Genomic DNA, 2,333 nt, shown 5'->3' on the forward strand with positions numbered 1-2,333 from the left:
AAGGAAAACTCAGTACCACCAGGTAATACTACAAGAGTAGAAACAGCATCAGTCATGAATACACCAACAGTGTTGATCAGAAACGGTCGACACAGTAGCAAACTAAGCAACAAGAGGCAAAGAAGATTTAGTACATATACATAGGTGATACCACGACGGCAGAGACAGTACAAATCACAATACTAAATTGATATCTATAAAAAAATATGTACGCTACTATTATATATCAAAAGCCGCATAAGTATCCAGAACATACCATAATAATACAATAGAAGTATACATAGTCACTTCCAAATAAAAAAAAACACTCTCTTGTTACTGGTCCCAAAAAATGCTGATATTATTAATGTAATGTAGTACAAAAATTGCAAAATCTGGCATAAAAAAATAAAGATAAAAACACAGATTAATGTATTGGCATAAAAAGTTATTGCTAAGTATAGTTTCCAATAAAGGATAAAATATCTATTGAATAAGAAGAAAGGTAAAATAAAAATATATAACTACCTATAAAAACCTAAACTAACATGAGCAAAATATGAGTCCAATCATTCAAGTACAAAGAACGACCTCTTTATAATACAAAAACTTTGCACATCAAGCTAACGTAAGGAAGACGACCTACCTCTGCCTCTTCTACCTCTACCTCTTCTACCTCTACCTCCTCTCATAGACCCACTTGGTTCACCTGCAGGTAATGGCGAAGGCGGAAGACCTTGATTCAGCAATGCTGCCAATCTAGCTCCCACATCATGCTCTTCAGCAGCAACACCAGTAACAGCCATAAGTGGAGCACTAACATCCACTGGTGCAGAAGAAGGTCCAGCAACAGCATTGCCACCACCCATAGGTACCTCAAAAGACTCGCTAATTGAACGAATCATAAATGATTTCTTAGGTCCGCGAGGATAACTACTGCTAGTTACCGTTGTAAATTCCTTAATAGCAACAGAAACAGAAGAAGAAACAGTAGTTGGCACTATTGGCTGCTCACATGAAGTCACAGAATGCAATTCACCTAAAGTCCCCAACGCAGAAACGTTACCTTCCGTAGCTAATTCAATAACTTCTCTAGTAGATAAAGGCGACTCTGAAGAGGAAGAGGAAACATCTGCATCTACTCCTGATCTAGTAGATACAGGTGACTCTGAAGTGGAAGAGGGAGAGGAAGAAGGGGAAGAGGAAGAGGAAACATCTGCATCTAATACTGATTCAGACGGAGATAAAGGCAAAGATGAAGATAATGAAGATGAAGACGAAGATACGGGTAAAATAGAAATTGAATGAGGAGGAGACGCAAGCGATTCATCTTCCAAGCTCAAAAATACAGGAGCAACACTAATCTCAGCTGACCTAGCTGCATCTCCTATGCTCGATGAAGAGAAAGATGAAATATCGTCACCTACCCTAATCAAATCAGACGGAGGTGAAGACAAAGGCAAGGGCGCAAGCGAAAATGAAGATGAAGGTCCAACAGATAATTCATCTTCTAAAATTCCCAAAGCAGAATTAACAATATCCCCAGTCGAGGCTACAACACCTCCACTAATAATCGAAGAAGATTCGCCCAAAACAGTTGACGCAGAAGCAGACTCAGTAACGACAGGCACTGAAGATCCAGTAACTCCATGTAATGGCAATGCAGCGGTGACGGTATCAGTCACAGATACACTGGAAGGTTGATCAGAAACAGCTACAGACTCGGTAACGATAGGCACTGAATATCCAGTACCTCCAGCTGCAGCTGTGACAGTATCAGTCACAGATACACTAGCAAGAGGTAAAGAAAATTCAGGCTGAGGTTGTGATTGAGGAAGAGGGAGAAGCAAAATAATAGGCAAAGAGGACCCAGTGTCTACAGGTGATTCTACAACGTTAGAGACATTACCAGTAGCAGATACACTATCACGTTGATCAGAAGCTCCAGGATTAGGCTTGGGCAAAATTTTTCGAAAATGGATGCCATAAAAATTAAGATCTATTTCTGGCTCTTTGGGAGCAGAATTAGTACCACTAGCCTTACGTTTACTACCAATTCTTGATTTTTTGGGAGCAGACTTAGTACCATCAGCCTTACATTTACTATCAATTCCTGATGTCTTGCTTTTATTTATCAAAAATTTTTGATACCTTTCATATTTTGTAGAAATCAGGGATGCTACTTTAGGAATGCCAGCAACATCAAGGACATTAACAAGATCTTCGCAATTAACATCAGCTAATGACCCATCTTCTAGTGCAACAAGGATTCCCTTAGCTTCTTCATCCCACTCTGAGTTAAATACAGACTCAGCTTGATCACTAATAGAACAATCTAGTTTCGATAAAAAATC

1 protein-coding gene is annotated in these 2,333 nt (G+C 39.3%); it reads right to left on the reverse strand.

Annotation, left to right across the window (positions count from 1 at the left end; all coding sequences use genetic code 11):
* Window positions 1–602 precede the first annotated feature (602 nt).
* On the reverse strand, window positions 603–2,333 hold a 1,731-nt coding region (locus A6733_RS08650), incomplete at its 5' end, for a hypothetical protein (protein WP_176696730.1).

The sequence above is a fragment of the Candidatus Ichthyocystis sparus genome (genome assembly GCF_900078745.1).
GTDB lineage: Bacteria > Pseudomonadota > Gammaproteobacteria > Burkholderiales > 2013Ark19i > Ichthyocystis > Ichthyocystis sparus.